Below are 25,279 nucleotides of genomic sequence, written 5' to 3'. Positions count from 1 at the left end.
ACCGCCGTCCGTCGTCACAGCCCTACCGCCGGCGCTCCGCGTCCAGCGGCTCCAGATCCTCCGGACCGTCGACCCCGTCGACATCTGTCTCGATCTCGTCGTCGAGGTCGTCGACGTCGTCGGCGTCTTCATCGAGGTCGTCCTCGTCGTCGAGGTCGTCGTCCATCTCGTCGTCGAACACCGCGCTGACGTCGAAGCGGCAGACCACCCGCTGGGAGTCGACCTGGTCGAACGGAGCCTGCAGCCACTCGCCGGGTTCGGCCGGTTCGTCGGCGGCCGTCACCCAGAGCGTGGAGTCACCCTCCTCCAGGCCGAACTCCTTGTGCCGGGAGGCGATCTCGTCCGGTTCGAACTCGCCGAACAGAAGGCCGAGCGCGCCATGGACCGTGCCGGAGGCTTCCGTGCCGGCCTCGTCGTCCGCCGCCTCGATCCGCCGGGCCTGCGCCAGCAGCCGCTGCGGCTCCGCCACGGCGTAGTCGCGGCGGATCAGGACGCTCAGCGCGCTCGGTTCCTCGGGGCCCGTGTACGGCGGCAGCGTGTCCTCCGCACCGGGGATCTCGAAGGGCGTGACCTCGTCGTAGCGGTCGTAGAGCAGCTCGTCGTACGCCTCCGCGGCCGCGGCCAGCTGGTTGAACGCCTCGTAGACGGCCGGGTCGTCCTCCCCCGACCTGCGTTCGACCGCGGCCAGGTGGCGGTCGAGCGCGGTCTTGACCGCCTCGGCGGCGGCGCGTACCTCGGCAGCGGTGGGCTGCACAGCATCAGACATAGTGCAGACGCTATCCGTACCGAGCACCAGACCGCACAATAGATGCGATGCCGGAATACGAATTTGTCGACGTGTACGTACCGCGCGGGGTCTCCCGCAAGGAGACGGCACGCCTGCTGACCGACCACGCAGAGTACGGACACTGGGAGTTGTACCGCCTGAGCCTGCTGCGCGACGGCAGCCGCAGGGTGCGGTTGCGCCGACGGATCATCCGTCAGGTGCGCGCCACGTGGTGAGCTGAGGCGTCCCCTTCCGAGGCGACTCATACGGAGCGGGCCCCGCGGACGCGGGGCCCGCTCCGTATGTCTGGCGTGCCCGGTTCAGGCAGAGGTGCGCGCCTTGCGGTAGAGCACCGCACCGGCCAGCAGCGCCCCCGCGCCGAGCGGCAGCACGGCACCCATCGGCAGGTCGCTGCCGGTGTGCGCGAGCTGCGCGGCACCCTTGGGCTGCGTGACGGACTGGGCGCCCGGCTGGTTGCCGTGCGAGGAGCCGCCCGGCGTCTCGCCCGAGGCGGGCGGCGTGCCCGGAGTGCCGGGGCGGGCGGGCTCCGTGGGGTTGCCCGGGTTGCCCGGGTTGCCCGGGGTCCCTGGATCTCCGGGCTCACCCGGGTTACCCGGGTTTCCCGGCTCGCCCGGATTGCCGGGGTTTCCAGGTTCGCCCGGGTTGCCGGGGTTACCCGGGTCACCGGGGTTACCCGGCTCGTCCGGGGGCGTCTCGTGGCCGCCACCCGAACCGCCACCGTTCGCGCAGTCGTTGCCCGTGGTGGCGTTGCCGGCCCCGATGACGCTGACGCTGTTGCCGCAGACGTTCACCGGCACATGAATCGGCGCCTGGACGTGGTTGCCGGAGCCGACGCCGGGTGAGTCGGTGGCGTGCCCGCCGGCGTTCGCGCCGCCGCCGTGGCCGCCGTCCTCTCCGCCCGAGTCGCCGTACCCCCCGGACGAACCGCTGCCGCCGCCTCCGTTGGCGCACGAGTTGCCCACCGACGGGTTGAGCACACCGACGACGTTCACCGTGTTGCCGCAGACGTTCACCGGCGCGTGCACCGGTGCCTGCACCGTGTTGCCGGAGAGCACGCCGGGCGAGCCCGAGGCCGAGCCGCCGGCGGCCGCGCCGGTGGTGGCGTGTGCGGCTCCGCCCGCGGCGGCGATCACGCCGGTCGCGGCGGCCACCGTCATCAGGCCCTTGCGGGTAACCTGTCGCATCACTGAATCCCTCCCTTGGACGTTGCCCCCGGAGCCCTGATATTCCGGTTTCGGAATTCGGGTTTGTTGTGGGGCTCGGGGTTCCGAAAAGGCCGGTCGGCCCCGGAGCGAGTGGCATGCGCTCCGGGGCCGATGGGCTCAGGCCCTCATGGGGCGAGGCACAACGTCACTTGTTGACGCAGTAGTTGCCGAAGGTGGGGTTCAGCAGCCCGACCACGGAGATCGTGTTGCCGCAGGCGTTCACCGGGACGTGCACGGGCACCTGAACAACGTTGCCGGACGCGACACCCGGGGAGTGCGCGGCGGAGCCCCCGGCACCGGCGTCGGCCACGGCCATGCCCGCGCCCGCGAGAACCAGCCCACCAGTGGCGGCAGCAGCAGCGACGACCCTCTTGATCATTATTCCTCCTAGTTGGCAATGCGATCCCAAATTGCGGATCACATGACCAGTAACGAGGACGGAGTAATGGGGCTACGAGCTTATGGTCGCATTCACTCTTCTCAGTTGATCCCCGCACGTCCGAGCGAATAGAGGAGTCTCGTTTCCGTGGGCCGCTTCAGGACGCGTCGATAAACCGGTCGAGCACGCGCACCCCGAACTTCAGGCCCTCCACGGGGACCCGCTCGTCGACGCCGTGGAACATCCCCGCGAAGTCCAGCTCCGGAGGCAGCTTCAGCGGCGCGAAGCCGAAGCCCCGGATGCCCAGGTCGTCGAAGGACTTCGCGTCCGTCCCACCGGAGAGCATGTAGGGGATCGCCTTGGCGGTCGGGTCCTCGGCGAGCAGCGAGGACTGCATGGCCTCCACGAGCGCCCCGTCGAAGGTGGTCTCGACGGCCTTGTCGGCGTGGACGTCCTCGCGCCGCACCTTCGGACCGAGGATCCGGTCCAGGTCGGCGAGGAACTCCTCCTCGTGCCCGGGCAGGAACCGTCCGTCGACGTGGGCGGTGGCCTCGCCCGGAATGACGTTGACCTTGTAACCGGCGCCCAGCTGCGTGGGGTTGGCCGTGTTGCTCAGGGTGGCGCCGATGAGCTTGGCGATGCCGCCGAGCCTCGCGAGGGTGGACTCCATGTCCTCCGGGTCGAGTTCGGTGCCGAGCGCGTCACCGAGCTCGTCGAGGAACGCCCGGGTGGTCTTGGTGACCCGCACCGGGAACGTGTGCCGCCCCAGCCGCGCGACGGCCTCGGACAGCTCGGTGATCGCGTTGTCCCGGTGGATCATCGACCCGTGCCCTGCCGTGCCGGCCACGGTCAGCTTCATCCAGTGCATGCCCTTCTCGGCCGTCTGGATCAGATACAGCCGCCGCTGCTCGTTCACGGTGAACGAGAAACCGCCGACCTCACTGATCGCCTCGGTGACGCCCTCGAAGAGGTCCGGGTGGTTGTCGACGAGGTACCGGGCGCCGTACGTGCCGCCCGCCTCCTCGTCCGCGAGGAACGCGAGCACGATGTCGCGCGGGGGCCTGCGCCCGCTGCGCAGCCGGTCGCGCACCACCGCCAGCGTCATCGCGTCCATGTCCTTCATGTCGACGGCGCCGCGCCCCCACACGCACCCGTCCGCGACCTCGCCGGAGAAGGGATGGTGGGTCCAGTCGTCCGCGTTGGCCGGAACCACGTCGGTGTGACCGTGGATGAGCAGCGCGGGCCGGGACGGGTCCTCGCCCTCGATCCGGGCCACCGTGGAGGCGCGGCCCGGGTGGGACTCGAAGATCCTGGGTTCGAGGCCCACCTCGGCGAGCTTCTCGGCGACGTACTCGGCCGCCTTGCGCTCGCCCGGACCCGAGTGGTCGCCGTAGTTGCTGGTGTCGATCTGGATCAGCTCGCGGCAGAGGTCCACGACCTCGTCCTCGCCGGTGACGCTCCTGGCCGTGTCCGTCTCGCTCACGTGCTTCCTCCCGCTGTCACTGCTGCTGGGTCCCCCTCATCCTCTCTCCCCCGCTGCCCGCGCCCAAGACCGCTCCCGGCCCGTCACACGCCGTTCACCTACCGGCAGGGGGTGATCGGCCACCCCTGAAAGCCTGGTAATGTTTCCTGTGTCGCCGCGAGGGAGACCCGCGCGACAGACACCTTGTCCGGGTGGCGGAATGGCAGACGCGCTAGCTTGAGGTGCTAGTGCCCTTTATCGGGCGTGGGGGTTCAAGTCCCCCCTCGGACACATGAAGCTGAGGGCCGTGACCGCGAGGTCGCGGCCCTCAGGCGTTGTCGCGGAAGGGTGACCATGACCAGGCGTTCCTGCCCGTGCGGGCTTCCCGATGCCTACGAGGCGTGCTGCGGGCGCTACCACTGCGGGGCGGCGGCCGCGCCGACCGCCGAGGCGCTGATGCGGTCGCGGTACAGCGCGTTCGTCGTGCGGGACGAGGCGTATCTGCTGCGGACGTGGCATCCGCGGACGCGGCCCGCCCGCCTCGGCCTGGACGCGGGGATGCGGTGGACGGGGCTGGAGATCCTCGGCACCGAGGACGGGTCCGCCTTCCACTCCGTCGGCACCGTGACGTTCCGGGCCTCGTACCAGGGCGGGTCGCTGCACGAGCGGAGCCGGTTCGAGCGGGCCGACGGGGCGTGGGTGTACGTCGACGGCGACTTCCTGGAGTGACGACTTCCTGGAGTGACGGGGGCCGCCTCCGGCGGAGGCCGGCCGTCACGGCGCCAGGATGTCCAGTTCCTGCAGCGCGCCGACGGTGATCTCCCGGGTCAGCTGTTCCGCGCGGGTCGCGTCGCCCGCGCGTACCGCCTCCGCGACCTGGACGTGGAGTGTCACGGCGGCCGGGTCGGGGTCGTCGAACATGACGTCGTGATGGGTGCGGCCGGCCAGGACCTCGGCGACGACGTCACCGAGGCGGGCGAACATCTCGTTGCCGGAGGCGGACAGGATCACGCGGTGGAAGGCGACGTCGTGGACGAGGTACTCCTCCAGCTTGTGGCCGCGTGAGTTGGCGACCATGCCGAGGGCGCACTCGGTCAGCTCGGCGCACTGCTGCGCCGTGGCGTTCTTGGCGGCCAGGGCCGCGGCGACCGGTTCGATCGCCGAGCGCAGCACCGTGAGCGAGCGCAACTGCCGAGGACGGTCGGCGCCCTCCAGACGCCAGCGGATGACCTGGGGGTCGTACACGTTCCACTCGGGCTTGGGGCGGACGGTCACGCCCACGCGGCGCCGTGACTCGACCAGGTGCATGGACTCCAGGACGCGGACGGCCTCCCGCATCACGGAGCGCGACACGTCGAAACGCTGGGCGAGTTCGTCCGTGCGCAGGACGCTGCCGGGCGGATACTCGCCCGCGGTGATCTCGAGGCCGAGGGTGTCCAGTACATGGCCGTGCAGCCCCCGGCCCAGTGTGCTCATGCAACTCAGAGTACTGGTCGTGTCACGATCCTAAAAAGTCAGACTTATCTCTCCCGGACTCTTGAATTCGTCGTACCTAATGGGTTTCAGTTGCGTCGACATCACGTGGCATCCCGTGTCATCCGTGTCGACGAAGACAGCAGACAGTGAGGCAGAGATGAACACCCCCCATGTCGTCGTGGTCATGGGCGTCGCGGGCACCGGCAAGACCACCATCGGTCCCCTGCTCGCGGCCCGGCTCGGCGTCCCGTACGCCGAGGGCGACGACTTCCACCCGCCGGCCAACATCGACAAGATGTCGGCCGGCGTCCCGCTCACGGACGAGGACCGGTGGCCGTGGCTGGACGCCCTCGGCAGCTGGGCGCACGGACGGGCGGGGCTCGGCGGGGTGGTCAGCTGCTCGGCGCTGAAGCGGTCGTACCGCGACCGGCTGCGGGCCGCCGCCCCCGGGCTGGTCTTCGTGCACCTCACGGGGGACCGCGCCCTCATCGAGGACCGGATGTCGCACCGGCAGGGGCACTTCATGCCCACGGCGCTGCTCGACTCCCAGTTCGCCACGCTCCAGCCGCTCCAGGCGGACGAGACGGGCGTCGCGGTGGACGTCGCGGGCAGCCCCGAGGAGATCACCGAACGGGCGATGAACGCCCTGACGGCGCTCCCGGAGCCGGCCCCGTAACCCGTCCGGGGCCCGCACGTGGCCCCGGACCCTCCCCGAATCCCCGTAACCGCAAGGGAATCACCGTGACCAGACTCAGTGTCGAGATGCTGGCAGCGGACGCACCCGAGCCGATCACCTCGGCCGGCCACGCTCAGCTGGGCATCGCCGTCCTGGCGGGCATCGCCGTCATCGTCCTGCTCATCACCAAGTTCAAGCTGCATGCCTTCCTGGCGCTGACCATCGGGTCACTGGCACTGGGCGCGTTCGCCGGGGCGCCGCTCGACAAGGTCCTGACCAGCTTCACCACCGGGCTCGGCACCACGGTCGCCGGCGTGGGCGTGCTGATCGCCCTCGGGGCGATCCTCGGCAAGATGCTCGCCGACTCCGGCGGCGCGGACCAGATCGTCGACACCATCCTGGACAAGGCGGGCGGCCGGTCCATGCCGTGGGCGATGGTGCTGATCGCCTCGGTGATCGGTCTGCCGCTGTTCTTCGAGGTCGGCATCGTGCTGCTGATCCCGGTGGTGCTGATGGTCGCCAAGCGCGGCAACTACTCGCTGATGCGGATCGGCATCCCGGCGCTGGCGGGCCTGTCCGTGATGCACGGCCTGGTCCCGCCCCACCCCGGCCCACTGGTCGCGATCGACGCGGTCAAGGCCGACCTGGGCGTCACCCTGGCGCTGGGCGTCCTGGTCGCGATACCCACGGTGATCATCGCGGGCCCTCTCTTCTCCCGGTACGCGGCCCGCTGGGTGGACGTCCCGGCACCCGACCGCATGCTGCTTTCCACTGGGGGTTCCCCCCAGGCCCCCGCCCAGCGCGCCTCCGAGGAGCTGGACAAGCGTCCCGGCTTCGGCGCCACGCTGATCACCGTCCTGCTGCCGGTGATCCTGATGCTGGCCAAGGCGCTGGTCGACATCGTCATCGACGACCCGGCGAACCTGGTGCAGCGCGTCTTCGACGTCATCGGCGCCCCGCTGATCGCCCTGCTCGCCGCCGTGCTGCTCGGCGTCTTCACGCTGCTGCGGCCCGCCGGGTACTCCAAGGAGCGCATATCCCCGCTGGTCGAGAAGAGCCTCGGGCCCATCGCGGGCATCCTGCTGATCGTCGGCGCGGGCGGCGGTTTCAAGCAGACGCTGATCGACTCCGGTGTGGGACAGATGATCCTGGAGATCTCGGAGGACTGGTCCATCCCGGCGCTGCTGCTGGCCTGGCTGATCGCGGTGGCGATCCGGCTGGCGACCGGTTCGGCGACGGTGGCGACGGTCTCGGCGGCCGGCCTGGTGGCCCCCCTCGCCGCCGACATGTCGACCACGCACGCCGCCCTGCTGGTCCTCGCCATCGGCGCGGGCTCGCTGTTCCTGAGCCATGTCAACGACGCGGGGTTCTGGCTGGTCAAGGAGTACTTCGGGCTCAGCGTCGGGCAGAACCTGAAGACCTGGTCGGTGATGGAGTGCATCATCTCCGTGGTCGCGGGTGGCGTGGTGCTCCTGTTGTCCCTCGTGATCTAGGAGTACGGCGATGACAAGTCACCCGCTCTTCGACATCAGCGGCCGTACGGCTCTGGTGACGGGCTCCAGCCGGGGCATCGGACTCGCCCTCGCCCGGGGCCTGTCGGAGGCCGGCTGCCGGGTCGTCCTCAACGGACGGGACGGCGAACGCCTCACCAAGGCGGCTTCCGAGCTGCCCGGTGACGTCCACACGGCCGCGTTCGACGTCACCGACGGGGCGTCGGTGCGGGCCGGGATCGCGGAGGTCGAGGAGCGGGTGGGCCCGCTCGACATCCTGGTCAACAACGCGGGCATGCAACTGCGCGCCCCCCTCCTGGAGTTTGCGGACGCCGACTGGCACCGCATCCTGGACACCAACCTCACCAGCGCGTTCCTGGTCGGCCGGGAGGCCGCCCGGCGCATGACCGGCCGCGGGCACGGCAAGATCATCAACATCTGCTCGCTGCAGAGCGAGGTGGTCCGCCCCGGCATCGCCCCCTACGCCGCCACCAAGGGCGCCCTGAAGATGCTCACCAAGGGCATGTGCGCGGACTGGGGCCCGTACGGCGTGCAGGTCAACGGCCTGGGCCCGGGCTACATCGAGACCGAGCTGACCCGACCCCTCGTGGACGACGAGGAGTTCAGCGCCTGGGTGCGGCGGCGCACCCCGGCCGGGCGCTGGGGACGTACGGAGGACCTGGTGGGCGGGGTGCTGTTCCTCGCCTCGCCCGCCGCGGACTTCGTCAGCGGTCAGGTGCTGTACGTCGACGGCGGCATGACGAGCGTGCTGTGAAAGGGGCCCCGCCGATGCTCGGTTGTGTGATCCACGGTCAGGGAGATCTCAGGGTCGACGCGCTGCCGGCCCCGGTGCCCGGCCCCGGTGGGGCGCTGGTCGCCGTGCGGTACGGGGGCGTGTGCGGGTCGGACCTGCACTACTGGCGGCACGGCGGGGTCGGCGACTTCCGCCTCAGGGAGCCGATGGTGCTCGGGCACGAGGTGGTCGGGACGGTCGTGGGGTACGGCTCCCCGGACACGCCGGGTCCCCCTGCCGGTACGGCCGTCGCCGTGCACCCCGCCACCCCGTGCGGGGTGTGCCCGGAGTGCCGGGACGGGCGGCGGAACGTCTGCCGGGACACCCGCTACCTGGGCAGTGCGGCACGTTTCCCGCACGTGCAGGGCGGTTTCGCGGGCCTCGTCGTCGTCCCCGTCGATCAGCTGCGGCCCCTCCCGGCGGGGCTGTCACTGCGGCGGGCCGCGCTAGCGGAGCCCCTGTCGGTGGCGCTGCACGCGGTGCGGCGGGCCGGGGACGTGACCGGCAGGCACGTCCTCGTCACCGGTGCCGGGCCCATCGGCTGCCTGGTGGTCGCCGCGGCCAAGGCCGCCGGGGCGGCCCGGGTGACGGTCAGCGATCTGCTGCCCGCGGCGCTGGAGTACGCCTCCGCGGTCGGCGCCGACGCCGTCGTACGGGCCGGTGATCCGGACGACTCCAGGTGGCCGACGGAGGTGGACACGGCGATCGAGGCGTCCGGGGTGGCGGCCGGGCTCGGCACCTGTCTGCGGCTGGTGCGGCGCGGCGGGGTCGTCGTGCAGCTCGGGATGCTGCCGCCGGGGCAGAGCCCGTTCGCGGGGAACCTGGTGGTGAGCCGGGAGATCGAGCTGCGGGGCTCCTTTCGTTTCGACGCGGAGTTCGACCGGGCGCTGGGGCTGCTGGCGGCGGAGCCCTCGTTCGACCGGCTGGTCAGCGCGGTGGTGCCGGTCCGGGACGCGGAGTCGGCCTTCGTCCTTGCCGGGGACCGGAGCCGGAGTTGCAAGGTGCTGCTGGACTTCGCGTCCTGAACCGTTCGCCCAGGCTCCGCAGGGCTGCTACCGCTCCCGCAGCGCGGCCCGGAGCTACGGTCGCCAGAGCGGGTGCTCCCGCTCCGCCCACTCCCGGCTCACCGATCCCGTCCGCAGCCCCCTCCGTGCTTCCGGGTCGGCCAGGGCCATGCCGATGTGGCCGGCGAGGACGACGCCGATGGTGAGGGCCAGCCAGTCGTGCACGAAGGTGGCGCTGGTGCGCCACTCCAGCGGAGTGAGGTGGGTGAACCACATCAGCAGGCCGGTGCCGAGCATCACCAGGGTGGCGCCGGCGATCCAGGCCGCGTAGATCTTCTGCCCGGCGTTGAACTTCGCCGCCGGGCGCGACCCGGGCCGCCGGTCGCGGCGCAGGGCGGCGCGGAGCCAGAGGCGGTCGTGCGGGCCGAAGCGGTTCAGGCGGCCCAGGTCGGCGCGGAAGGCGCGGGAGGCGAGGCCGGCCAGGACGGGGACGGGCAGGGCGAGTCCGGCCCACTCGTGCAGGGTGACCACGAGGGCGCGGCGGCCGACGAGTTCGGCGAGCTGGGGGACGTACAGGCAGGCCGCCGTCACGATGCACAGGCCCATCAGGGCGGCGGTGGTGCGGTGCACCCACCGTTCGGCGTGGCTGAAGCGCCGCACTCCCGGCGGTGCCGGGGCGTCAGCTCGTAGGCTCATCGTCACGTCCGTTCGAGCGGCCGACCCAGGCGTCGACGTCGTAGCCGCGCTCCTCCCAGTAGCCGGGCTTCACGTCCTCGGTGACGGTGATGCCGGAGAGCCACTTGGCGGACTTGTAGAAGTACATGGGCGCGACATAGAGGCGGACGGGGCCGCCGTGGGAGTGCGTGAGGTCCTTGTCCTGCATGCGCAGGGCGACCAGCACGTCCGAGCGGCGTGCCTGGTCCAGGGTGAGGCTCTCGCTGTACGTGCCGTCGAAGCAGGTGAAGCGCACGGCCCCGGCCCCCTGGCGTACTCCCGCGGCGTCGAGGAGCCGGGACAGGCGCACACCCTCGAAGGGGGTGCCGGGGACCCGCCAGCCGGTGACGCACTGGACGTCCTTGACCAGCCGGGTCTGGGGCAGTGCGCGCAGTTCGGCGAGCGTGTAGGTCTTCGGGCGGTCGACGAGGCCGTCGACGGTGAGGCGGTAGGTCTCGGCGTTCTTGTGCGGTACGGAGGAGGCGACCGAGTAGTAGCGGAAGCCGCCGCCGTTCGGGAGCAGGCCCGTCAGGCCGGTGGGGTCCTTGTCGGCGGCGCTGCCGAGCAGAGCCTCCAGGCCGCGTTGCAGCTGGGGAGCGGCGGCCACGCCGAGGGCGCCGAGGCCGAGGGTGCCGAGGAAGACGCGGCGGCCGACCGGGGTGCCCCGCTCCTCGGATGGTCCGGAATTCACGTACTCATTCGACCACCCGCGACCCCCGGCGGGCCAGGGATGCACGGGTGCGCGTCAGAGTTCCGTAACCACTTCTCACCTCGGCGCCGCGGCCGTCAGGACGATGCCGCCTTCTCCAGCTGGAACGCCTCGTTGCCGAGTCCGATGCGGGCGTGCCGCTCGGGGGCGCGGGCGCGCAGGACCAGGCCCTGCACGAGGCCGGCGGCCAGGGCGAGGCCGATGATGCCGGGCAGCAGCCAGCTGAGGGAGGAGCCGGGGCCGGCGCCGACCAGCACGTCGAAGTCCTTCACCGTGTAACCGGCGATCACCAGCAGGGCGAGGCCGGCCAGCACGGAGGTGACCAGCCGCCAGGCCTGGGCGCCGGCCGCACCGCGGCGGACGAAGAAGACGACGACCGACAGGGAGGCCGCCGCCATCAGCAGGATCACGCCGAGGGCGCCGATGTTGCCGAACCAGGTGAACAGGTGCAGGACGGGTTCGGTGGGGTCGCCCACCGGCTTGTCGTCGGCGATCGCGAAGGCGAGGACGATCACCGCGGAGACGGCGCTCTGCAGCAGCGATCCGGTGCCGGGGGCGCCGCTGGTGGTGTTGGTGCGGCCGAAGGCGGCGGGCAGCAGGCCCTCACGGCCCATGGCGAAGGCGTACCGGGCGACGACGTTGTGGAAGCTGAGCAGGGCGGCGAACATGCCGGTCACGAACAGGACGTGCAGGACGTCCGTGAAGGTGCCGCCGAGCCGGGATTCGGTGAGGAAGAACAGCAGCCCGGCGCTCTGCTTCTGCGCGGTGCCGACGATCTGCGACGGCCCGGCGGCGACGGTGTACGCCCAGGAGCTGATCGCGAAGAAGACGGCGACGAAGCCGACGGCGAGGAACATCACGCGCGGTACCAGGACGTGCGGCCGGCTGGTCTCCTCGGCGTACACCGGGGCCTGCTCGAAGCCGGTGAAGGCGGCGATGCAGAAGCACAGCGCGGTGCCGACGCCGGCGCCGGTGAGCGTGCCCGGGTCGAAGGCGTGCAGCGACAGGCCCTCCGCGCCGGGGTCGGCGACGGCGGCGATGTCGAACACGGCGACGAGCAGTACCTCGATGACCAGCAGAACGCCCAGCACGCGCGCGTTGACGTCGATCTTCAGCCAGCCCAGCACGCCGACCACGGCCACGGCCGCCAGTGCCGGTATCCACCAGGCGACCTCGATCTCGGCGTAGGTGGCGAAGAGCCCGGAGACCTCGAAGCCGAAGATGCCGTAGATGCCGACCTGGAGGGCGTTGTAGGCGACGAGCGCGACCAGGGCGGCCCCGGCTCCGGCGGTGCCGCCGAGGCCGCGGGAGATGTAGGCGTAGAAGGCGCCCGCGTTGTGCACGTGCCGGCTCATCTCGGCGTACCCGACGCTGAAGAGCACCAGCACCACACCGAGCAGGACGAAGAGCAGCGGCTGCCCGACGATGCCCATCACCGCGAAGGTGGTGGGCATGACACCGGCGACCACCATGAGCGGGGCGGTGGCGGCGAGGACGGAGAGCAGCAGGCCCCCCGTGCCGAGGCGGTCGGCGCGCAGGGCGCGCTCGTGCCCCAGGTAGGTGCTGATGCCGGCGGCGGTGGGTCTGCTCGTGCTCGAACTGCCCGTGGTCATCGGGGTGCCGTCCTTCTGTCTTCTCTGGGAGCGGGGGTCAGGCCGCGCCGAGCGCGCTGGCGCGTGCGGCGCGGAAGGCGGTGTGCGGGTCGCGGTCCGGGTACGACCACGGCGCGGGGGTGATGTGCTCGCCGATGCGGTGGAACAGGGCGGCGGCCTCGGCGCCCCGCCCCTCGCAGACCTTCGCGTGGGCGAGGAAGTTGAGGTCGATCAGGCGGCGCGGGTGGCCGTCCTGCTCCCACTCCAGCCACCAGTCGAAGGCGGCTTTCATCACCTGCCGGGCCCGGCGGCCGGACCAGTGCCCGGAGGCCGCCGGGTCGGGCGGCTCGTGTCCGGCGGCGGCCAGTACGCGGTAGCGCTCGGCGTGTGCGATGACCGGCAGGATGGCGAGCGGTGAGTCGGCGGGGGCCTGCTCGGCGGCCCAGCCGGCGAAGTCGTACACCTCGTGCAGCGGGTCGGGGCCGGCGTCGGCGCGGCGCTCGGCGAGCCGGGCGACCATCAGGTGGTGGGCGTGGTGGTGGTCGGCGTACCGGCTGCGGATCTCCTCGAACAGCCGGACCACGTCCTCCTCGGCGCCCAGGGCCCGCTCCAGCATCAGCAGGCCGAGCCACGGGGTGGGGTCGGCGGGGGCGAGCGCGGCGGCGTCCCGGCAGGCCTCGCGGGCGCGGTCCGGCTTCCCCTTGCCGCGCAGGGCGCCCCGGACCAGCGCGAGGGCGAGCAGGACGGCGGCGTCGGCGGACTCGGGCTCGGCGAGCAGCCACTCGCGGGCCCAGGGGACGCAGTACGGCTCCCTGGCCAGGACCGTGATCCGGTGCCCGCGGCGGTCCCACTCGTCCCCCGTGTGGACGAGCAGCGAGCGGGCGGTCTGCCACCGCCCCTGTGCCAGGGCGGCGCGTGCGGCGACGAGCTCGGCGTCGTCGAGAGCTTCGTCGAAGGCCTGCGCCGTGCGTCTGCGGCCGCGGCCGAGTGGAGGCGGGGGTGGGGACACCGCGGACTTCCTCACGCGACGCGGTGAGGCGTCGGTTGCCGGATTGCCATCGATTGATCACGCACAGCAAAGCCGGGCCCCATACTTTCCGTCAAGGGCCGCCGGATTTTTACACGCGTCAACTCCTCGAACCTCAAGGCGACTTGCAGCGAGCCCCCTACCACCCCATGCCCCAAATGTCCGAATCTGTGACCTGCGTCATGGTGCCGGTCTCCCCCCACCCCCCACCATGGCCATACGTGACCGGGTCGACTGCCCGGATACGGGCACCCCGCCCCCGATCATCGAGGTTCCTCAGCGTGTCGGTTCTCGTTCTGGTTCTCGCCGTGAGTGCGGCCTGCTGTCTGGGCTTCGGCTACGTGCTCCAGCAGAACGCCGCTCAGCATGCCCCGCTGAAGGACTTCCTCTCCTTCCGGCTGCTGCTCGACCTGATGAAGGTGCCGCGCTGGCTGGGCGGCATAGCGCTGATGGTGGCCGGCATGGCGCTGGGCGCGATGGCGCTGGGCCAGGGCGAGGTGTCCCTGGTGGAGCCCTTGCTGGCGACGAACCTGCTCTTCGCGCTCGCGCTCTCCCGCAGACAGACCCGGCAGCCACTGGGCCGCCAGGGCTGGGCGGGCCTGGTACTGCTCGCGGGCGGCGTGACCGCGTTCATCATGGCGGGGCAACCGCACGGCGGCACCCCGACCGGCAATCCCCTGCGGCACTGGCTGATCATCGGCGTGATGATCGGCCTGGCCGCCCTGCTGACGACCTTCGCCAAGCGCTCACGACTGAGCTCGGGCCCGGTGCTGCTGGCGCTGGCCGCGGGCATGCTCTACGGCGTGCAGGACGCGCTGACCCGGGTGACCGGGGAGCGTTTCTCCGCGGGCGGCTTCGCGGAGCTGCTGACCTCCTGGCAGCCGTACGCGGTGCTGGCGCTGGGTGTCACCGGCCTGATCCTGGTGCAGAGCGCGTTCGAGACCGCGTCCCTGCGCATGTCGCTGCCCGCCCTCACCGCGGCCCAGCCGCTCGCCGGCATCGCCTGCGGCGTCGGCTTCCTGGGCGACCGGCTGCGCACCGACGCCGTGGCGCTGACCTGGGAAGCGGGCGGGCTCGCGGCCGTGGTCACCGGCATCGTCCTGCTGGGGATGCACCCGGCGATGCCGCGGGGAACGGCGGAGCCGGCTCCGGCGCGGGCCCTGCAGCCGCAGTGAAAGCGTGGCCGACGGCCTGTTTGGATGAGGCCCATGAGCGCTGCTGACGAGATTCTCGACATCGTCGACGAGCACGACCGGGTCATCGGGCAGTCCCCGCGCGGCGTGGCCTACGCCGAGGGGCTGCGCCACCGCTGCGTGTTCATCCAGGCCCGGGACGCCGAGGGCCGGATCTTCGTACACCGCCGCACGCCGACCAAGCTGGTCTTCCCCTCCCTGTACGACATGTTCGTCGGCGGAGTGGTCGGCACGGGCGAGTCCTACGACGACGCGGCCCTGCGGGAGGCCGAGGAGGAACTGGGCGTGCCGGGGCTGCCGCGCCCCGAGTACCTCTTCAAGTTCCTGTACGACGACGGTGCCGGGCGGACCTGGTGGTCGGCCGTGTACGAGGTCCGCTGCGAGGTGCCTGTGCGGCCGCAGGCCGAGGAGGTGGCCTGGTACGACTTCCTGCCGGAGCCGGAGGTGGAACGCCGGCTCGTGGAGTGGGCGTGGGTTCCGGACGGGTTGGCCGCGTACGAGCGGCTCAGGGCGCACCGGGGGTGACCCAGGCTCTTCGAGCAGGGCCCCCCGAGCGCCCCGGGCGGCTCGCATGCCCGCACAGGCCGCCGCAGGCACCCGCCCCCGCCCGAACCCGCCAGATAGGGTCCCGACGTGATCGAATTCGCACGGAACTTCCGGCTCTGGTTCACCCCCCAGGACATCCGCCGGGAAGGCGGCACCCCCGACTACCGGTTCTCCCTGGCGAACGAACGCACCTTCCTGGCCTGGCTCCGCACCGCACTGGCCCTCATAGGCGGCGGCTTCGCCGTCGACCAGTTCCTGCCGGACCTGCGCTGGGGCTGGCGCGTAGGACTCGCCCTCGCGCTGCTCGCCGCAGGCGTCCTGTGCTCCCTGCGCGCGATCAACCACTGGGTGCGCTGCGAGCGGGCCATGCGCAAGGGCGAGGACCTGCCGGTGTCACGCTTCCCGGCCCTGCTCAGCATCGTCGTCGCCGTGGTGGCCGTCGCGATGGTCCTCGTCGTACTCGTCGGGTGGGAGGGATGAGCCCCGAGGAGGCGGGGAAGGCCGAGGAGACAGAGGCCCGCGACCCCGGCCTGCAGCCCGAGCGCACCCGACTCGCCTGGCGCCGTACGACCCTCTCCGGCACCGTCTCCGCCGTACTCGCCGTGAAGACCGCCCTGCACGGCGGCGCGTCCGCCTCCGGAGCCATCGCGGGCGCCCTGTGCTGCGCCCTGTGGCTGGGCTTCCTCGGCATCGCCCACCGCCGCATCCGCGCCCTGGCGGCCACCAGCAGCCCCCCGCCCCTCGCCCCACGCCACGCCACGGCGGCAGCCCTCTGCACGGTGGCGATGGCAGCCTGCGGTGCGGCCCTCGTCCTCTGATCCGCGAGACAGGCCCTGCCCTATCGTGGCAACACTCGGCACAGCGTGGCCCCCGTCACGTTCGACCTCCCCACTGGACGCCATACCGACCGGTCGGCATCATGGATCGCAACCCGTTCACCTGCCCGTAGGAGCGACGATGAGCCCCGACCACCCGCCCGGACTCGACCTCGACCGGCTGCGCGCGCTGCTCGACCGTGAGCGGCCCGGCCTGGTGAGCGGCCCCCTGTCCGGCCGGCTGATCGAGGGCGGACGGTCGAACCTCACGTACGCCGTCACGGACGGCACGTCGCAGTGGGTCGTACGCCGCCCCCCGCTCGGCCACGTCCTGGCCACCGCGCACGACATGAAGCGCGAGCACCGCGTGATCAGCGCCCTGCACCCCACGGACGTGCCGGTGCCGCGCCCCCTTCTCCTCTGCGAGGACGAGGAGCCGCTCGGAGCGCCCTTCTACGTCATGGAGTTCGTCGAGGGCACGCCGTACCGCACGGCCGACCAGCTGGCCCCGCTCGGCCCCGACCGCACCCGGGGCGCCGTACTGAACCTGGTGGACACCCTGGTGGAACTGCACGCGGTGGACCCCGCCGAGGTCGGCCTCGCGGACTTCGGCCGCCCGGAGGGCTTCCTGGACCGCCAGCTGCGGCGCTGGGGCAAGCAGCTGGACGCCTCCCGCAACCGCGAACTGGCCGGCATCGACGAGCTGCACGCGACCCTCGGACGGCAGCTCCCCACCTCCCCCGCCCCGGCCGTCGTGCACGGCGACTACCGCCTCGACAATGTCCTGATCGGCGACGACGACCAGATCAAGGCGATCCTCGACTGGGAGATGTCGACGCTCGGCGACCCGCTCACCGACCTGGGCCTGCTGGTGATGTACAGCATCCCCCTCGGCTCGCCCGACTCCCCCGTCTCCACGACCGCCGAGGCGGCGGGCCACCCCACCCCCGCCGAGCTGATCGAGCGGTACGCCGCACGCTCGGGGCGCGACGTATCCGCGGTCTCCTGGTACACGGCCTTCGCCTGGTTCAAGCTCGCCGTGATCCTGGAGGGCATCCACTACCGCTACACCCTGGGCCAGACGGTCGGCCACGGCTTCGACCGCATCGGCGAGCTGGTCCCCGTCTTCGTCGAGCACGGCCTGACGACTCTCCGAACCGACTCAGCAGACTCAGCAGACTCCCGGAAGGGCTGATCCACCCATGGACTTCGCATTCGACGCCCGAACCGAGGAACTGCGCGCCAAGCTGCTCGCCTTCATGGACGAGTACGTCTACCCGGCCGAGCAGGTCGCCCACGAGCAGCGCGCCCGGCTGGCGTCCCCCTGGGACACGCCCGCGGTGGTCGAGGAGCTGAAGGCTCAGGCCCGCAGGCAGGGCCTGTGGAACCTCTTCCTCCCCGACACCGAGTACGGCGCCGGCCTCACCAACCTCCAGTACGCCCCCCTCGCCGAGATCACCGGCCGCTCCCCCCAGCTGGCGCCCACCGTGACGAACTGCGCGGCGCCCGACACCGGGAACATGGAGGTCCTCGCCCAGTTCGGGGACGAGCAGCAGAAGAAGCAGTGGCTGGAGCCGCTGCTCGCCGGTGAGATCCGCTCGGCGTTCGCGATGACCGAGCCGGAGGTGGCCTCCTCGGACGCCACGAACATCACCACGCACATCGAGCGCGACGGCGACGAGTACGTCATCACCGGCCGCAAGTGGTACATCTCCGGGGCGATGAACCCGGACTGCAAGATCTTCATCGTGATGGGCAAGACCGACCCCGACGGCCCGGACATCCGCCGCCAGCAGTCGATGGTGCTGGTCCCGCGCGACACCCCGGGCGTCACGGTCAAGCGCGCGATGCAGGTCTTCGGGTACGAGGACCACTACCACGGCGGCCACGCCGAGGTGATCTTCGACCACGCGCGTGTGCCGGTGTCGAACCTGATCGGCGAGGAGGGCGGCGGCTTCGCGATCGCCCAGGCCCGCCTGGGTCCCGGCCGCATCCACCACTGCATGCGGCTGATCGGCATGGCGGAGCGGGCGATCGAGCTGATGTGCCGGCGGGCGGTGTCCCGCACGGCCTTCGGCAAGGCGCTGGCCCAGCAGGGCGTGGTCCACAACTGGATCGCGGACGCGCGGGTCGCGGTGGAGCAACTCCGTCTGCTGGTGCTGAAGACGGCCTGGATGATGGACACCGTCGGCAACAAGGGCGCCCACACGGAGATCCAGGCCATCAAGATCGCCACGCCCCGCACGGTCGTCGACATCATCGACAGGGCGATCCAGCTGCACGGCGCGGGCGGCGTCAGCCAGGACCTCCCGCTGGCCGAGCTCTACGCCGGCGCCCGCACCCTCATGATCGCCGACGGTCCGGACGAGGTGCACCAGCGGTCGCTGGCACGGCGGGAACTGAAGCGGTACCTCTGACCTCCGACCCACGCCGAACCTCCCCGGGCTCCGAGCCCGGGGAGGTTTTCACTTTCCCGCCCTGCCCCCCATGCATTACGAATGCTCCTGGGAGCGCCTCCACCGCTCGCCCGCACCGACCCGGGAAGGACCATCGACATGATCATCTTCGGCACCAAGGGATACCTCTACCAGCTCGCGATACTGACGCTGGTGTGCGGCCGGTGCGGCAATCCCGCCGCGCACACGCTGAGGAAGCGCGTCACGAAGTTCACGCTGTTCTTCGTGCCCCTGTTCCCGATCTCGACGAAGTACGGGACGCAGTGCACGTTCTGCGGCGCGGAGCAGAAGGTGACCAAGGAGCAGGCGGAGCAGCTCCAGACCCAGGCCACGGGCGGCCCCGGCGGTCAGCCCTACGGCCAGCCGCAGCAGCAGCCGTACCAGTCCTGAACCCGCCCGGAGAACGGAAACGGAAAACGAGGGAGGGTCGGTGACATCACCCCGTCTGGCCCCGTTACTGGAGCAGTTCGACTTCGCGTGCGAGCGCCTGGCCGGCCGTATGGGAGGGCCGGTGATGGACAGCGGCGACGGTGCGCGGACCGAGGTGGGTCCCATGACCGACGAGGAGTACTTCTGGGAGCCGGTGCCGGAGTGCTGGTCGGTCCGGCGGCGTGCGGACGGACCGGGTCCGCGCGCGGCCTTCCTGGCCGGCGCCGGCGACTGGGGGCGCGACGCCGCGCCCTACCCGCACCCCTGGCCGCCGCCCTTCACGACCATCGCGTGGCGGCTGAGCCACCTGAGCGAGATGCTGTTCCTCCGCGCCGATCACACAGCCGGCGGCCACACCCTCACCCGGGACGACTATGTGATCAGCGGGGACGCGGCGGGCGCGGTCGCCGCCTTCGACGCGGGTGCCACGGCCTGGCGCAAGGCGCTGCTGAGCACCGACGACGCCGCGCTCGACGCCGTCGGCCACTGCACCTACCCCCACGGCAGCGACTCCGAGGAACCGTTCCTCGACATCGTGTGGTGGGTCAACCAGGAGGTTCTGCACCACGGAGCCGAGATCGCCCTGCTCCGCGATCTGTACCGCGCGCGGCAGCGCTGACCGTCATGGGCGAAGGGCCCGCAGCAGGAGGTCCGCGAGGTGGTCGGCGACCTGCTGCGGGGTGAGCGGGCCGTCGGGGCGGTACCAGGTGGACAGGTGGTGGACGGAGCCGAAGTGGTAGTCGACCACCAGGTCGGCCGGGGTCGCTTCGGAGAAGACGCCGGCCTCCTGGCCCTCCTCGATGAGCGCACGGAAGCGTTCGTGGTAGCGCCGGCGCTCGGCGCGCACCTGCTTGTCCTTCTCCGGGCTGAGGTGGTGCATGGACCGCCAGAAGATCATCGCGTCGTCGAGGTTCTCGATGGTGGTGACCACGACGTCCGCCGCCGCGTCCCGCAGGCGCTTCTCCACCGGCTCGTCGGCCTCCGCGACGGCGTCCAGACGTTCCTGCTGGACTCGCAGCACGCGCGCGTACACCTCGTGCAGAAGGTCGTCCTTGGAGCCGAAGTAGTGGTACAGCGCCCCCTTGGTGACGCCGGCCGCCTCGACGATCTCCTGCACCGAGGTACGGTCGTATCCCTGCTCGGCGAAGAGCCGGGTGGCGGCGGCCAGGAGCCGCTGCGGCACCGGAGTGCCGTCCCCTTCCATGGTTCTGGGCACTGCCGCCACCTGCCTTTCCGATCTTTCGCTGAGTGCTGTCCGCTAGTCGTCGTGCACACGGGAACGCAGTTCCCGACGGAGGATCTTCCCACTGGCCGTCTTCGGCAAGTCGGGCAGGATCTCCACCTGCCGCGGGTACTTGTAGGCGGCCAGTCTGTCCTTGCAGTAGGCGGCGAGCGTATCGGGGTCCGCCTCGGCGCCCGGACGCAGGCTGATGTACGCCTTGACGGTCTCCCCGCGATATCCGTCGGGGACGCCGACCACGGCCGCCTCGCGCACCGCTGGGTGGGTGTAGAGGACGTCCTCGACCTCGCGCGGCCACACCTTGAAGCCGGACGCGTTGATCATGTCCTTCTTGCGGTCGACGACGTACAGCCACCCCTGCGCGTCCATGAAGCCGATGTCCCCGGTGCGCAGCTCGCCGCCGGGGAAGGTCTCCGCGGTGGCGTCGGGGCGCCGCCAGTAGCCGGGCACGACCTGCGGCCCCCGTACGACGATCTCGCCCTGCTCCCCGAAGGGCACTTCCTCGCCCTGGTCGTCGACGATGCGGACGACCGTGTCGGGGCCGGGCACGCCCACGGCCAGCGTCCCGGAGACCGGGTCGACGGGCGCCTCAAGGTGCGGTGGGACGGAGGCGCAGGGGGCGGTGCACTCCGTCAGCCCGTAGCCGTTGCGGATGTAGGGACCGAAGCCCGCCCGGAACTTCTCCACCAGGGCGGGCGGCAGCGGGGCGCCCCCGGAGGAGATGTTCACGAACGACGAGAAGTGATCGCGGGTGACCGCCGGATGGGCGGCCAGCGCCATGAAGGCGGTGGACGGGCCGACCGTGTAGTGCGGCCGGTGCTCGGCGAACGCGTCCAGGACGACGCCCGCCTCGAAGCGGTACGCCAGGACGAGGGTGCCCGCGCTGTTCAGGCAGGCGCCGAGCTGGCAGACCATGCCGGTGATGTGGAACAGGGGCGCCATCGCGAAGTAGACCGGCGCCTCGGGCAGGGCCAGCCCGGTCCGCTGCCGCTCGGCGTTGAACATGATGTTGCCGTGCGTGTTGGTGGCGCCCTTGGGCGTGCCGCTGGTGCCGGAGGTGTAGCTGATCAGCGCGATGTCGTCGGGGCCGGGATCGCGGCCCTCGGGCGCCTTGTGGGCGGCGCGGGCCACGGTGGTGAGGTCGTCGGCGTCGGCGGCCTGCGGCAGCCGTTCGAAGGTGAGCACGCGTGCGTCGCCCCGCGTCTGGAAGTCCAGCTCGCAGCCGGTCAGGACCATCCGTACGGCCGAGTCGGCGGCCGTCTCGCGCAGGTAGGTCTCCCAGGCCCGGTCGGAGCAGATCAGTGCCGCGACCTCGCCGTCCCGCAGGACGTGACCGACCTCCCCCGACTTGTACATGGGGTTGACGGGCACGACGGTCGCGCCGGCCTTCCAGGCGCCGAGCACGGCGAGCACGAAGTGCGGGGAGTTCTGCAGCAGGACCGCGACCCGGTCGCCGCGCTCCAGGCCTCGGGCGGCGAGGTGACCGGCGACGGAGTCGCTCAGCTCGTCCACCTCGCGGTAGGTCAGGCGGCCGTCGAAGTAGGCGAGGAAGACCCGGTCGGGGGCCTCGGCGGCGGCCCGGCGCAGGGCGTGCACCAGCGATGCCGCGGGGCTGATCGGGGCGCGCTGGGCGTCGTCGAGGAGGGCCAGCCAGGGCTGGGCCGCGTAGCGGGAGCCGGTCACCGGGTCGCCTCCCACTGCTGCTGGATGCGGTTCATGCCGGTCAGCCAGCGGTCGGGGTCGGCGGCGCGGGCCTGGTAGTACTCGGCGACCTCGGGGTGCGGCAGGATCAGGAAGCGGTCCTCCGCGATGCCCTTGAAGAGGGCGTCCGCGACGTCCTCCGGCTCGATCGCGGTCGGCTGGAGCACCAGGTCGCCCGCGCTGCCGGTGGCGGCCAGCATGTCGGTGCGGACGCCCTGGGGGCAGATGGCGTGCACCTTCAGGCCACGGTGGCGGTACGTCAGCGACAGGTACTCGGCGAAGGCGTACGCGCCGTGCTTGGTGACGGCGTAGGGCGCGGCGCCGATCATGGTGAGCAGCCCGGCGGCGGAGACGGTGGAGACGAAACGGCCGCTGCCCCGCTCCAGCCAGGCCGGGAGCAGCTCGTGGGCCGCGCGGACGTGCGCCATGACGTTGACGTCCCAGGACAGCGACCAGCTCGCCTCGTCGAGCGGCCCGCCCGCATGGCCGCCCTCGAAGGCGACGCCCGCGTTGGCGCAGTAGACGTCGACCGTGCCGCCCAGGGCCTCACGGGCCTCGGCGACGATCGCGGAGGCGTCGCCCGGGACCGCGATGCCGCCGATCTCGTCGGCGACGGTCCTGGCCCGCCCGGCGTCCAGGTCGTTGACGACCACCCGGGCCCCCTCGGCGGCGAAGCGACGGGCCAGCGCGGCGCCGATGCCGCCTCCGGCCCCGGTGACGACCACTCCCGCGTCCTGTACGGCTTCCACCATCGGTCTCCTTCGACTGCGGCTCTGCTGCAGCGTCAGACTAACCGGTCGGTATGTGAGGGGGAAGAGGTGTCCTCGGTCAGGCCGGTACGGGGCGTTACGCGGCACCCCGGCGCACACTAGCGTGCGTGGGCATGACACCCGCCGCGTTCACGGAGGTCGCCGCAATGAAGCTGTCGAGACGCACCCTGCTCGCGACCACGGCCGCCGCGGCGGCCGGTGCCGGACCGGCGCAGGCGGCCCCGGCGGCGGGCGACCGCCGGCTGCGTACCGGCTTCGAGCGCCTGGCCGGCGACGGTTACGCGATCCTCGCCGGGCAGCGCGTCGGCGTCGTCACCAATCCGACGGGCGTCACCAGGGACGTTCGCCACATCGTCGACGTCATGCACGCCGACGACCGCGTGCGGCTGACCGCCGTCTTCGGCCCCGAACACGGCTTCCGCGGCACCGCGCAGGCGGGCGGCTCGGAGGGCCGCTACGACGATCCGGCGACCGGGCTGCCCGTCTACGACACGTATCTCAAGAGCGGACGGCCGCTCGCCGACATCTTCGCGGCGTCCGGCGTGGACACCGTGGTCTTCGACATCCAGGACGTGGGCGCGCGCTTCTACACGTACATCTGGACGCTGTACGACTGCATGGAGGCGGCACAGCTCGCGGGCAAGCGGTTCGTGGTCCTGGACCGGCCGAACCCGGTGACCGGGCGGGCTGCGCTGGGGCCGGTGCTGCACAAGGAGTTCGCGACCTTCGTCGGCAGGCAGCCCATCTCCCAGGCGCACGGCATGACGGTCGCCGAGCTGGCGCGGCTGTTCAACGAGGAGTTCCTGACGGCGCCGGTGCCGCTGGAGACCGTACGGATGTCGGGCTGGAAGCGGTCGGGGTTCTACGACGCCTCGGGACTGCCGTGGGTGCCGCCGAGCCCGAACATGCCGACGCCGGACACGGCTCTGGTGTACGCGGGGACGTGTCTGTTCGAGGGGACGAACCTGTCGGAGGGGCGCGGCACCACCCGTCCGTTCGAACTGCTCGGCGCGGAGGGGATCGACGGGCGGTGGGCCGGAGCCGCGAACGAACTCCGGTTGCCGGGTGTGCGCTTCAGAGAGGCGTACTTCGCGCCCGCCTTCTCCAAGTTCCAGGGGAAGACCGTCGGGGGCGTCCAGATCCATGTGCACGACCGGGCCGCGTTCGACCCCGTACGCACCGGGATCGCGTTGCTGGTGACCGCCAGGCGGGTCTGGGGCGGTTTCGCCTGGCGCTCCGACCACTGGATCGACAAGCTCACCGGCTCCGCGCGGGTGCGCACGATGATCGACGCGGGAGCGGACACCGACGCGGTGGTGGGCGCCTGGCAGGAGGAGCTGGCGGCGTTCCGGAGGGTGCGCAGGCAATACCTTCTCTACAGGTGAGCCGGGTGAGCCACGGGTATGGCCAACTCCGCCCCGCAGCAGGACGATGCGCCACATCGCACCGCTCGGGGGACGAGGGGGCCTGTCATGGCGGATCCGGCAATGAGCGTGACTCCCTACTGGGAGCTGACCTTCGACGCGGACGGGGACGCCGACGTCCGCGGACGGGACCGGCTGCTCGCCGGGGTGGCCGACCGCGGCGTCCGTGACCTCGTCGTCCTCGCCCACGGCTGGAACAGCGACCGCTCCGGCGCGACCCGGCTCTGCAGCCGCTTCTTCGCGCCGTTCCCGGACCTCGTCCCGGCGGCCCGGATCGGGTACGTGGGTGTGGTGTGGCCGTCGATGCGGTTCTCCGACGAGCCGATCCCCGACTTCCCCCGGTCCGTGACGGCCGGGACGTCCCGGCGTCCCGCACTCGACAAGGACACGCGGCACGCGCTGCTGGAGGCCTTCCCCGGCCGCGCGGTCATGATCGAGCAGATCGCGCGGCTGCTTGAGCAGCAGCCGCGCGAAGAGGCCGAGTTGGAGGAGTTCCGGCGGCTGGTGCGGCTGGTGGTGGAGGTGGTGCCGCCGGGGCCGCAGGCACTGTTCGCGGCGGACACGCTCGTGGAGGGGGTGCCGCAGAGCGAGCCGGAGATGTTCTCGGGCCCGGCGGCGGTGGTCTGCGAGGAGTTCGCGCGGGCGCTGGCGTACGTCGAATCCGCCCGGGGCACGGCCGGGTTCGCGTTGCCCAACCCGTGGAAGGGTGCGCACGAGCTGCTGCGCCAGGCGACGTACTACGCGATGAAGCGGCGTGCGGGGACCGTCGGCGAGCGGGGACTCGGCCGGGTGGTCGGGCAGCTCGCCGGGGTGGCGCCCGGGGTGCGGGTGCATCTGGTGGGGCACAGTTTCGGCGGGCGGCTGGTGTCGTTCGCGCTGCGGGGGCTGCCCGAGGGGGTGCGTACGGTGAAGTCCGTGACGCTGCTGCAAGGAGCCTTCTCGCACTACGCGTTCGCCGCGCGGCTGCCGCACGACCCGCGCGCGGGAGGCGTGCTCCAGGGCCAGCACAACCGCGTCGACGGGCCCCTGGTGTGCTGTCACTCCCGCCACGACTCGGCCCTCGGCACGATGTATCCGCTCGCCTCCCGCATGGCGGGCGACGCGCGGGGCGTCGCGGCCCTGGACGTGGGCCGGGCGCTGGGCGCCAAGTGGGGGGCCATGGGCTACGACGGGGTGCAGGCGGTGCCGGGTACGCGCGCGTACACCCTCGCCGAGGCGCTGCGGGCGGAGCTGCCCGCGTCGGGCTGCGTGAACGTCGACGCCGCGGCGGTGGTCAGACGCGGCGGGCCACCGGCCGGGGCGCACAGCGACATCGTGCACCGGGAACTGGCGCAGCTGGTGGTGGCGGCGGGCCGGATCCGCTGACCCGCCGCCAGGTCATGTCACCCGGG

The 25,279-nt window shown here is 71.8% G+C and carries 28 protein-coding genes and 1 tRNA gene; 17 read left to right on the top strand and 12 right to left on the bottom strand.

Going from position 1 to position 25,279, the window contains the following annotated elements:
* Positions 1–22 precede the first annotated feature (22 nt).
* Entirely contained in the window at positions 23–766 is a 744-nt protein-coding gene (locus NW895_RS13320) for a hypothetical protein (protein WP_289935690.1), read from the bottom strand.
* A 47-nt stretch (positions 767–813) separates the two neighbouring features.
* Here NW895_RS13320 and NW895_RS13315 point away from each other — a divergent pair, with 47 nt between their 5' ends.
* Positions 814–1,002, top strand: a complete 189-nt coding sequence (locus NW895_RS13315; RefSeq protein ID WP_030244084.1) for a DUF5703 family protein — start codon at positions 814–816, stop codon at positions 1,000–1,002.
* 84 nt (positions 1,003–1,086) lie between these two features.
* Here the strand turns inward: NW895_RS13315 and NW895_RS13310 are convergent, their stop codons facing one another.
* The 3 genes from NW895_RS13310 to NW895_RS13300 all read right to left on the bottom strand — a co-directional run bounded on the left by NW895_RS13310 (position 1,087) and on the right by NW895_RS13300 (position 3,854).
* Positions 1,087–1,971: a chaplin family protein gene (locus tag NW895_RS13310; RefSeq protein WP_289935689.1), complete on the bottom strand. Its 885-nt coding sequence runs from the start codon at positions 1,969–1,971 to the stop codon at positions 1,087–1,089.
* 166 nt (positions 1,972–2,137) lie between these two features.
* Complete coding sequence (locus tag NW895_RS13305) at positions 2,138–2,371, bottom strand: chaplin (protein ID WP_289935688.1); 234 nt, start codon at positions 2,369–2,371, stop codon at positions 2,138–2,140.
* A 157-nt stretch (positions 2,372–2,528) separates the two neighbouring features.
* Positions 2,529–3,854, bottom strand: a complete 1,326-nt coding sequence (locus NW895_RS13300) for a M20/M25/M40 family metallo-hydrolase (protein ID WP_289935687.1) — start codon at positions 3,852–3,854, stop codon at positions 2,529–2,531.
* A gap of 185 nt (positions 3,855–4,039) precedes the next feature.
* On the opposite strand from NW895_RS13300, the gene NW895_RS13295 reads away from it, so the two are divergent.
* Positions 4,040–4,124: transfer RNA gene (locus tag NW895_RS13295), tRNA-Leu, on the top strand.
* 63 nt (positions 4,125–4,187) lie between these two features.
* Positions 4,188–4,562: a YchJ family metal-binding protein gene (locus tag NW895_RS13290; RefSeq protein ID WP_289935686.1), complete on the top strand. Its 375-nt coding sequence runs from the start codon at positions 4,188–4,190 to the stop codon at positions 4,560–4,562.
* A gap of 45 nt (positions 4,563–4,607) precedes the next feature.
* Here NW895_RS13290 and NW895_RS13285 read toward each other — a convergent pair whose 3' ends face one another.
* The gene (locus NW895_RS13285; RefSeq protein ID WP_289935685.1) at positions 4,608–5,309 is read right to left on the bottom strand and encodes an FCD domain-containing protein; all 702 of its coding nucleotides are present in this window, start codon (positions 5,307–5,309) and stop codon (positions 4,608–4,610) included.
* Between the two features lie 157 nt (positions 5,310–5,466).
* Between NW895_RS13285 and NW895_RS13280 the strand changes: the two genes are divergently transcribed.
* The 4 genes from NW895_RS13280 (at position 5,467) to NW895_RS13265 (ending at position 9,293) form a co-directional block, all read left to right on the top strand.
* Complete coding sequence (locus NW895_RS13280) at positions 5,467–5,985, top strand: gluconokinase (RefSeq protein WP_289935684.1); 519 nt, start codon at positions 5,467–5,469, stop codon at positions 5,983–5,985.
* Between the two features lie 65 nt (positions 5,986–6,050).
* Positions 6,051–7,478, top strand: coding sequence for a gluconate:H+ symporter (locus tag NW895_RS13275; protein WP_289935683.1), 1,428 nt, complete (start codon positions 6,051–6,053; stop codon positions 7,476–7,478).
* Positions 7,479–7,488: 10 nt separating this feature from the next.
* A complete protein-coding gene (locus tag NW895_RS13270) occupies positions 7,489–8,250 on the top strand; it encodes an SDR family oxidoreductase (protein ID WP_289935682.1) in 762 nt (253 codons plus the stop codon).
* A 14-nt stretch (positions 8,251–8,264) separates the two neighbouring features.
* A complete protein-coding gene (locus tag NW895_RS13265; protein WP_289935681.1) occupies positions 8,265–9,293 on the top strand; it encodes an L-idonate 5-dehydrogenase in 1,029 nt (342 codons plus the stop codon).
* A gap of 54 nt (positions 9,294–9,347) precedes the next feature.
* On the opposite strand, the gene NW895_RS13260 is transcribed toward NW895_RS13265, so the two are convergent.
* The 4 genes from NW895_RS13260 to NW895_RS13245 all read right to left on the bottom strand — a co-directional run bounded on the left by NW895_RS13260 (position 9,348) and on the right by NW895_RS13245 (position 13,296).
* A complete protein-coding gene (locus NW895_RS13260; RefSeq protein WP_289935680.1) occupies positions 9,348–9,968 on the bottom strand; it encodes a cytochrome b/b6 domain-containing protein in 621 nt (206 codons plus the stop codon).
* A complete protein-coding gene (locus NW895_RS13255) occupies positions 9,952–10,677 on the bottom strand; it encodes a molybdopterin-dependent oxidoreductase (RefSeq protein ID WP_289935679.1) in 726 nt (241 codons plus the stop codon). Before NW895_RS13255 ends, NW895_RS13260 begins: the two co-directional genes overlap by 17 nt.
* A 95-nt stretch (positions 10,678–10,772) precedes the next feature.
* Positions 10,773–12,308 (bottom strand): APC family permease, encoded by a 1,536-nt coding sequence (locus tag NW895_RS13250; protein WP_289935678.1) that lies wholly within the window; start codon positions 12,306–12,308, stop codon positions 10,773–10,775.
* Between the two features lie 37 nt (positions 12,309–12,345).
* Positions 12,346–13,296, bottom strand: coding sequence for a hypothetical protein (locus NW895_RS13245; RefSeq protein ID WP_289935677.1), 951 nt, complete (start codon positions 13,294–13,296; stop codon positions 12,346–12,348).
* 299 nt (positions 13,297–13,595) lie between these two features.
* Between NW895_RS13245 and NW895_RS13240 the strand changes: the two genes are divergently transcribed.
* The 8 genes from NW895_RS13240 to NW895_RS13205 all read left to right on the top strand — a co-directional run bounded on the left by NW895_RS13240 (position 13,596) and on the right by NW895_RS13205 (position 19,372).
* Positions 13,596–14,489, top strand: a complete 894-nt coding sequence (locus NW895_RS13240; protein WP_289935676.1) for a DMT family transporter — start codon at positions 13,596–13,598, stop codon at positions 14,487–14,489.
* A gap of 33 nt (positions 14,490–14,522) precedes the next feature.
* Positions 14,523–15,032, top strand: coding sequence for an NUDIX domain-containing protein (locus NW895_RS13235; RefSeq protein WP_289935675.1), 510 nt, complete (start codon positions 14,523–14,525; stop codon positions 15,030–15,032).
* Between the two features lie 108 nt (positions 15,033–15,140).
* Entirely contained in the window at positions 15,141–15,533 is a 393-nt protein-coding gene (locus NW895_RS13230; protein ID WP_289935674.1) for a DUF202 domain-containing protein, read from the top strand.
* The gene (locus NW895_RS13225; RefSeq protein ID WP_289935673.1) at positions 15,530–15,871 is read left to right on the top strand and encodes a DUF202 domain-containing protein; all 342 of its coding nucleotides are present in this window, start codon (positions 15,530–15,532) and stop codon (positions 15,869–15,871) included. Before NW895_RS13230 ends, NW895_RS13225 begins: the two co-directional genes overlap by 4 nt.
* Before the next feature lie 139 nt (positions 15,872–16,010).
* A complete protein-coding gene (locus tag NW895_RS13220; RefSeq protein ID WP_289935672.1) occupies positions 16,011–17,063 on the top strand; it encodes a phosphotransferase family protein in 1,053 nt (350 codons plus the stop codon).
* A gap of 7 nt (positions 17,064–17,070) precedes the next feature.
* Positions 17,071–18,285, top strand: coding sequence for an acyl-CoA dehydrogenase (locus tag NW895_RS13215; protein WP_289935671.1), 1,215 nt, complete (start codon positions 17,071–17,073; stop codon positions 18,283–18,285).
* A gap of 138 nt (positions 18,286–18,423) precedes the next feature.
* A complete protein-coding gene (locus tag NW895_RS13210) occupies positions 18,424–18,714 on the top strand; it encodes a zinc-ribbon domain-containing protein (RefSeq protein WP_289935670.1) in 291 nt (96 codons plus the stop codon).
* A 40-nt stretch (positions 18,715–18,754) separates the two neighbouring features.
* On the top strand, positions 18,755–19,372 hold the full coding sequence (locus NW895_RS13205) for a DinB family protein (RefSeq protein WP_289935669.1): 618 nt from the start codon (positions 18,755–18,757) through the stop codon (positions 19,370–19,372).
* A 3-nt stretch (positions 19,373–19,375) separates the two neighbouring features.
* On the opposite strand, the gene NW895_RS13200 is transcribed toward NW895_RS13205, so the two are convergent.
* From NW895_RS13200 to NW895_RS13190, 3 genes are read right to left on the bottom strand one after another with little or no spacing between them, the layout of a single operon-like run.
* A complete protein-coding gene (locus NW895_RS13200; protein ID WP_289935668.1) occupies positions 19,376–19,969 on the bottom strand; it encodes a TetR/AcrR family transcriptional regulator in 594 nt (197 codons plus the stop codon).
* A gap of 42 nt (positions 19,970–20,011) precedes the next feature.
* Positions 20,012–21,676: an AMP-binding protein gene (locus NW895_RS13195; RefSeq protein WP_289935667.1), complete on the bottom strand. Its 1,665-nt coding sequence runs from the start codon at positions 21,674–21,676 to the stop codon at positions 20,012–20,014.
* Positions 21,673–22,446: an SDR family oxidoreductase gene (locus NW895_RS13190; protein ID WP_289935666.1), complete on the bottom strand. Its 774-nt coding sequence runs from the start codon at positions 22,444–22,446 to the stop codon at positions 21,673–21,675. Before NW895_RS13190 ends, NW895_RS13195 begins: the two co-directional genes overlap by 4 nt.
* A gap of 164 nt (positions 22,447–22,610) precedes the next feature.
* On the opposite strand from NW895_RS13190, the gene NW895_RS13185 reads away from it, so the two are divergent.
* Together NW895_RS13185 and NW895_RS13180 are read left to right on the top strand one after the other, a co-directional pair.
* Positions 22,611–23,849 carry a DUF1343 domain-containing protein gene (locus tag NW895_RS13185; RefSeq protein WP_289936008.1) on the top strand — a complete coding sequence of 413 codons (1,239 nt, stop codon included), beginning with the start codon at positions 22,611–22,613 and terminating at the stop codon, positions 23,847–23,849.
* An 87-nt stretch (positions 23,850–23,936) separates the two neighbouring features.
* Complete coding sequence (locus NW895_RS13180) at positions 23,937–25,253, top strand: serine-threonine protein kinase (RefSeq protein WP_289935664.1); 1,317 nt, start codon at positions 23,937–23,939, stop codon at positions 25,251–25,253.
* The last annotated feature ends 26 nt before the right edge of the window (positions 25,254–25,279 follow it).

The sequence above is a fragment of the Streptomyces sp. S.PNR 29 genome (genome assembly GCF_030386795.1).
GTDB lineage: Bacteria > Actinomycetota > Actinomycetes > Streptomycetales > Streptomycetaceae > Streptomyces.
This window is presented reverse-complemented; position numbering and strand designations above follow the sequence as displayed.

Bases quoted from the DNA above. Each gene is read 5' to 3' on its own strand.
- NW895_RS13315 (WP_030244084.1), top strand. From the start codon at position 814: ATGCCGGAATACGAATTTGTCGACGTGTACGTACCGCGCGGGGTCTCC.
- NW895_RS13320 (WP_289935690.1), bottom strand. From the start codon at position 766: ATGTCTGATGCTGTGCAGCCCACCGCTGCCGAGGTACGCGCCGCCGCC.
- NW895_RS13215 (WP_289935671.1), top strand. From the start codon at position 17,071: ATGGACTTCGCATTCGACGCCCGAACCGAGGAACTGCGCGCCAAGCTG.
- NW895_RS13225 (WP_289935673.1), top strand. From the start codon at position 15,530: ATGAGCCCCGAGGAGGCGGGGAAGGCCGAGGAGACAGAGGCCCGCGAC.
- NW895_RS13180 (WP_289935664.1), top strand. From the start codon at position 23,937: ATGGCGGATCCGGCAATGAGCGTGACTCCCTACTGGGAGCTGACCTTC.
- NW895_RS13290 (WP_289935686.1), top strand. From the start codon at position 4,188: ATGACCAGGCGTTCCTGCCCGTGCGGGCTTCCCGATGCCTACGAGGCG.
- NW895_RS13190 (WP_289935666.1), bottom strand. From the start codon at position 22,446: ATGGTGGAAGCCGTACAGGACGCGGGAGTGGTCGTCACCGGGGCCGGA.
- NW895_RS13260 (WP_289935680.1), bottom strand. From the start codon at position 9,968: ATGAGCCTACGAGCTGACGCCCCGGCACCGCCGGGAGTGCGGCGCTTC.
- NW895_RS13305 (WP_289935688.1), bottom strand. From the start codon at position 2,371: ATGATCAAGAGGGTCGTCGCTGCTGCTGCCGCCACTGGTGGGCTGGTT.
- NW895_RS13270 (WP_289935682.1), top strand. From the start codon at position 7,489: ATGACAAGTCACCCGCTCTTCGACATCAGCGGCCGTACGGCTCTGGTG.
- NW895_RS13310 (WP_289935689.1), bottom strand. From the start codon at position 1,971: ATGCGACAGGTTACCCGCAAGGGCCTGATGACGGTGGCCGCCGCGACC.
- NW895_RS13235 (WP_289935675.1), top strand. From the start codon at position 14,523: ATGAGCGCTGCTGACGAGATTCTCGACATCGTCGACGAGCACGACCGG.
- NW895_RS13265 (WP_289935681.1), top strand. From the start codon at position 8,265: ATGCTCGGTTGTGTGATCCACGGTCAGGGAGATCTCAGGGTCGACGCG.
- NW895_RS13210 (WP_289935670.1), top strand. From the start codon at position 18,424: ATGATCATCTTCGGCACCAAGGGATACCTCTACCAGCTCGCGATACTG.
- NW895_RS13285 (WP_289935685.1), bottom strand. From the start codon at position 5,309: ATGAGCACACTGGGCCGGGGGCTGCACGGCCATGTACTGGACACCCTC.
- NW895_RS13220 (WP_289935672.1), top strand. From the start codon at position 16,011: ATGAGCCCCGACCACCCGCCCGGACTCGACCTCGACCGGCTGCGCGCG.
- NW895_RS13250 (WP_289935678.1), bottom strand. From the start codon at position 12,308: ATGACCACGGGCAGTTCGAGCACGAGCAGACCCACCGCCGCCGGCATC.
- NW895_RS13185 (WP_289936008.1), top strand. From the start codon at position 22,611: ATGAAGCTGTCGAGACGCACCCTGCTCGCGACCACGGCCGCCGCGGCG.
- NW895_RS13280 (WP_289935684.1), top strand. From the start codon at position 5,467: ATGAACACCCCCCATGTCGTCGTGGTCATGGGCGTCGCGGGCACCGGC.